This window comes from Clostridium pacaense (genome assembly GCF_020709765.2).
GTDB lineage: Bacteria > Bacillota > Clostridia > Lachnospirales > Lachnospiraceae > Enterocloster > Enterocloster hominis.
Window position 1 is genome coordinate 1 of the sequence record NZ_JAJFEB020000044.1, and the last position, 3839, is coordinate 3839.

General features: G+C 51.6%; 8 protein-coding genes. 7 read left to right on the top strand and 1 reads right to left on the bottom strand.

Annotated features, from left to right (window positions below; all coding sequences use genetic code 11):
* Positions 1-92 precede the first annotated feature (92 nt).
* From LK536_RS58280 to LK536_RS58305, 6 genes are all read left to right on the top strand, one after another.
* Complete coding sequence (locus LK536_RS58280) at positions 93-833, top strand: DUF4376 domain-containing protein (protein WP_227116706.1); 741 nt, start codon at positions 93-95, stop codon at positions 831-833.
* On the top strand, positions 814-1281 hold the full coding sequence (locus LK536_RS58285) for a putative ABC transporter permease (protein WP_227116707.1): 468 nt from the start codon (positions 814-816) through the stop codon (positions 1279-1281). Before LK536_RS58280 ends, LK536_RS58285 begins: the two co-directional genes overlap by 20 nt.
* Before the next feature lie 17 nt (positions 1282-1298).
* Complete coding sequence (locus tag LK536_RS58290) at positions 1299-1619, top strand: hypothetical protein (protein WP_227116708.1); 321 nt, start codon at positions 1299-1301, stop codon at positions 1617-1619.
* A gap of 14 nt (positions 1620-1633) precedes the next feature.
* Positions 1634-1846, top strand: coding sequence for a holin (locus LK536_RS58295; protein WP_227116709.1), 213 nt, complete (start codon positions 1634-1636; stop codon positions 1844-1846).
* A gap of 80 nt (positions 1847-1926) precedes the next feature.
* A complete protein-coding gene (locus LK536_RS58300) occupies positions 1927-2151 on the top strand; it encodes a hypothetical protein (RefSeq protein WP_227116710.1) in 225 nt (74 codons plus the stop codon).
* A gap of 69 nt (positions 2152-2220) precedes the next feature.
* Positions 2221-3063: an NlpC/P60 family protein gene (locus LK536_RS58305; protein ID WP_227116711.1), complete on the top strand. Its 843-nt coding sequence runs from the start codon at positions 2221-2223 to the stop codon at positions 3061-3063.
* Positions 3064-3100: 37 nt separating this feature from the next.
* On the opposite strand, the gene LK536_RS58310 is transcribed toward LK536_RS58305, so the two are convergent.
* A complete protein-coding gene (locus LK536_RS58310; protein WP_025483580.1) occupies positions 3101-3328 on the bottom strand; it encodes a helix-turn-helix domain-containing protein in 228 nt (75 codons plus the stop codon).
* 192 nt (positions 3329-3520) lie between these two features.
* Between LK536_RS58310 and LK536_RS58315 the strand changes: the two genes are divergently transcribed.
* Positions 3521-3685, top strand: coding sequence for a hypothetical protein (locus LK536_RS58315; protein WP_227116712.1), 165 nt, complete (start codon positions 3521-3523; stop codon positions 3683-3685).
* Positions 3686-3839: the final 154 nt, after the last annotated feature.

Genomic DNA, 3839 nt, shown 5'->3' on the forward strand with positions numbered 1-3839 from the left:
ATCTAAATTGGTATAACACACAGCAAAAACGAAAATTCAGGCCCTCCAAGGGCCTTTTATAATACATAAAAATGCAGAAAGAAGGTAAAAACATGGAAAAAATCAGAATAGGAAAGGATGAGCCGCTGTATGAGATTAAGGGTATCCGCCCCATGTCTCCCAATGTCATGCAGATTGTGTTTGCCGACCCCGTGCCCATCTCCTGGGGAGACATCACCATCTACACCGAGGATGGCACGGAGGCAGCAACCCTAACCGGGTATGACACGGTGTATCGGGACGATGGACAGACGGTGTATCTGTCCAATGATGGCAGCGTGTATCAGGCACCTGATACGCCGGATGGACCAGGGGAGCCTCCGGAACCTTATGTCCCGACCTTGGGGGAGCTGCAGGCAGGTAAGCGCCGGGAGGTGGCAGCGGAGTGTGAGGGGCTTATCTATGCCGGTATCAACGTGGCGTTGGCTGATGGCAGCGTGGAGCATTATGCTCTGACCATCGAGGACCAGCTTAACCTGTTCGGTAAGCTGAGCCAGATAACTGCCGGGGCAACTCAGCTGGAGTACCATGCCGATGGACAGCCCTGCAGGTATTACAGCGCGGCAGACATGCAGGCCATCATCCAGGCGGCCATGTGGCATGTGTCCTATCACACCACGTACTGTAACGCACTTAACATGTGGATTGCTGGCTGCCAGACCACGGATGAGGTAGCCGAGATATTCTACGGCGCCGATGTGCCGGAGCAGTATCAGTCAGATGTGCTTAAGGCCTACTTGGTGGAGATTACTACAATTGCAGGAGGTGGAACGGATGCCACACCGGAAGGTTGACAAGTATGCGGCCCTGCTGGTTACAGGAGGGCTGTTGTACATAATCCTGGAGATGGCCTGGCGCGGCAGGAGCCATTGGACGATGTTCCTTCTGGGCGGCATCTGTTTCGTGGCGTTGGGACTAATCAATGAGGTATTACCCTGGGACATGCCCCTGTGGCAGCAGATACTAACCGGCGCCTGCATCGTGACGGCGCTGGAGTTCCTGACCGGGTGCATCGTCAACCTGTGGCTGGGTTGGGGGGTATGGGACTACAGCGGCCTTCCGGGCAACGTCCTGGGGCAGATATGCCCACAGTACTGCCTGCTCTGGCTGCCGGTATCCCTGACCGGGATTGTGCTGGATGACTGGCTGCGGTACCGATGGTGGGGTGAGGAGCGGCCACGTTATAACGTAGGCATTACACGGCGCAGGCCTAAGATAATCTGGTTGCCCCAAATATCATAGGAAGGATGGTGCCACATGTGAATGATGAAGAAATCGCCATAAAACTTACTGCGTTGGAACATGAGACAAAGTCAGCAAAACACCGGATTGATGACCTGGAAGTACAGAATCAGGCTATACAGGACCTTGCCCTGTCAGTAAAAGAACTGACTATCAATATGGGGAACATGCTCCATGAGCAGAAGAAACAGGGAGAAGACATTGAGAAACTAAAGGCGGAGCCAGGAGAGCGGTGGAGTAGTATGAAACGGACTGTATTTAACCAAATGATTGGGGCCGGTGCTGCGGCATTGGCAATCGGTCTTATCGCAATGATGGCTCAGTACATCATCAAATGAGAGGAGATATATCTATGAGTGAGAACACAAGGAAATGGTTCAGGGCAGCAGGGCGCAGGGCGGTCAAGACGGTAGCACAGACGTTTATAGCAACAGTGGGGACGGCTGCCGTAATGGGTGAGGTTAACTGGCCCATGGTAGCATCCGCATCCGTACTGGCGGGCATCCTGTCCATGGCTACATCCATAGCCGGACTACCGGAACTGGATACCAAGACTGATGCCTGAGGGGAGGTGGTCCATACATCTCCCAGCCGTCAGGGTTAAGGCGGAACTATCAACCAAATCATGAAAGAGAGGGAAAGACTATGAATTATCCATTGAACAACGAACCATGGAAGCCTATTAATGTTGCGGAAATCCCTGACCTGGAGGCAAAGATTGCGGCTGCCAAGGGAACACCTGAATATGGCACCCTTAAATCCCTGTATGATGGCCCGGACCACGGGATTGACTATCACGATGATACCGGGAAGTTTGTGATTGCCGTTGGCTGGCATGTGGATACATCCGGGAATATTGTCCGGGATTAGTTGCGATATCGCAACAATGTGGGCAGGCCTGGGGATATCCCTGGGCCTTATTTGGATTGGAGGAAAGATATGACAGCATTATTAAGGAGACAGGCCGTAATTGATAAGTACGCAGAGATTATAGGCCGTAACATATACAGCCAGTCCCTGAGGGATTACTGCTATGTACGATATAAGGATGGTAATTACTACAGTGACTGCAGCAGCTCCATCTGCCTTACCTATGAGGCGGTAGGAATGGGATTCGGAAATCTTAACACCGCAGGCATCTACCAGTCCAAAAAGCTGACCACCGTGGATGCGGACATAGCCCAAGGCATCCCGGATACGTCCAGGCTCCGGCCGGGGGACATGCTACTGTTTGCTGGTACGGATGCTTCCAGGCCACTCAGGATAGGCCATGTGGAGATGTACTGCGGCAACGGCATTATCTGTGGTCACGGTTCCGGCAGGCCGTCCTATAAGGACCTGGTGGCCTACTGTAAGAGTCGGTACAATTCCTGGGCGTCCGGAGGATGGCGTAAGGGGCTGGTGTGTGTGCGTAGATACATACAGGATGATGTAATCCAGGAGCCGGAGCAGCCAAGGAAATCCGGCTGGGAGCAGAATGCGGACGGTGCCTGGAGCTTTTACCTGGGAAATACCGGTGAGCCGGTCCGCAACTCCTGGTACCTTGATACGGATGGCAAGTGGTACTGGTTTGACGGCACCGGCCACATGGTCACCGATACCTGGTATCAGTACAAAGGTGACTGGTACTACCTGGGCGCGGATGGGGCTATGGTTCAGGGACTGCAGGCCGGTGGAGGCAACTACTATTACCTGATGCCGGATGGTAAGATGGCCACGGAGCCTGTGACACTAACACCGGATAAGGATGGGGCGTTGCGCTGGCCAGGACTAGGAGAGTAATAAAAAGCGGCGGGGATTATCGGTCCTCGCCGTAATGTTACCTTTTCTTCTTGGGATACGGATCCTTAACATCTGTCCGTCCTATCAGATAATCAACACTGGTGTCATATAAATCAGCAAGCGCAGATAGAATCTGGAACGGTATCATCCGTTGGTCATTCTCATACCTGGAATAGGTCCGTTGGTTTATATGCAGGTAATCCGCAACATATTGCTGTGTCAAATCCTTGTCATCCCGTAAATCCCGTAGTCGTTCCAATCTCATAATCATCCTCCAATACAGAGCATTATAATTTAGTCTGTATTGGCCTATTGAAATTTACTCTAATTTGGCCTAAAATATGTAGCGAGGGGGGATTGTGAGATGGATATAAGAAAAGACGGTAACTACCATAATTTACCATGCTCCATTTGCGCTGGACAGGCGTACAATGTCCTTATAAAGGAGGGACACGGTATGGAAAGGAAACAGGAAGACAAGCCGCCAGAAGAACCACCAGAAGGACTGCTCAAGGAGTTTGAGTGGGTGAGGGACCACATCCCGGATGGCGAGGTGCCGCAACCGGCGCCAGATGAGTTTGAGAAGGTGTGGAAACGGATTCAGGATGGACATGGAAAGTAAGGAAAAGGCGGGAACCGGATTGACCGGACCCGCCAATTTCATACTATTTCATACCTATATATGCCGCCCTATTAGACACAGTAAAGTCACAAATGCACTGAAAAACCTTGTAAAACCGTACTTTTTAGGCCATAAATATTAACGACACTTTAAT

What these genes read in the sequence shown, in the direction of transcription:
- LK536_RS58280 (WP_227116706.1), top strand. Translation starts at nt 93, where the DNA reads ATGGAAAAAATCAGAATAGGAAAGGATGAGCCGCTGTATGAGATTAAG.
- LK536_RS58285 (WP_227116707.1), top strand. Translation starts at nt 814, where the DNA reads ATGCCACACCGGAAGGTTGACAAGTATGCGGCCCTGCTGGTTACAGGA.
- LK536_RS58295 (WP_227116709.1), top strand. Translation starts at nt 1,634, where the DNA reads ATGAGTGAGAACACAAGGAAATGGTTCAGGGCAGCAGGGCGCAGGGCG.
- LK536_RS58300 (WP_227116710.1), top strand. Translation starts at nt 1,927, where the DNA reads ATGAATTATCCATTGAACAACGAACCATGGAAGCCTATTAATGTTGCG.
- LK536_RS58305 (WP_227116711.1), top strand. Translation starts at nt 2,221, where the DNA reads ATGACAGCATTATTAAGGAGACAGGCCGTAATTGATAAGTACGCAGAG.
- LK536_RS58310 (WP_025483580.1), bottom strand. Translation starts at nt 3,328, where the DNA reads ATGAGATTGGAACGACTACGGGATTTACGGGATGACAAGGATTTGACA.
- LK536_RS58315 (WP_227116712.1), top strand. Translation starts at nt 3,521, where the DNA reads ATGGAAAGGAAACAGGAAGACAAGCCGCCAGAAGAACCACCAGAAGGA.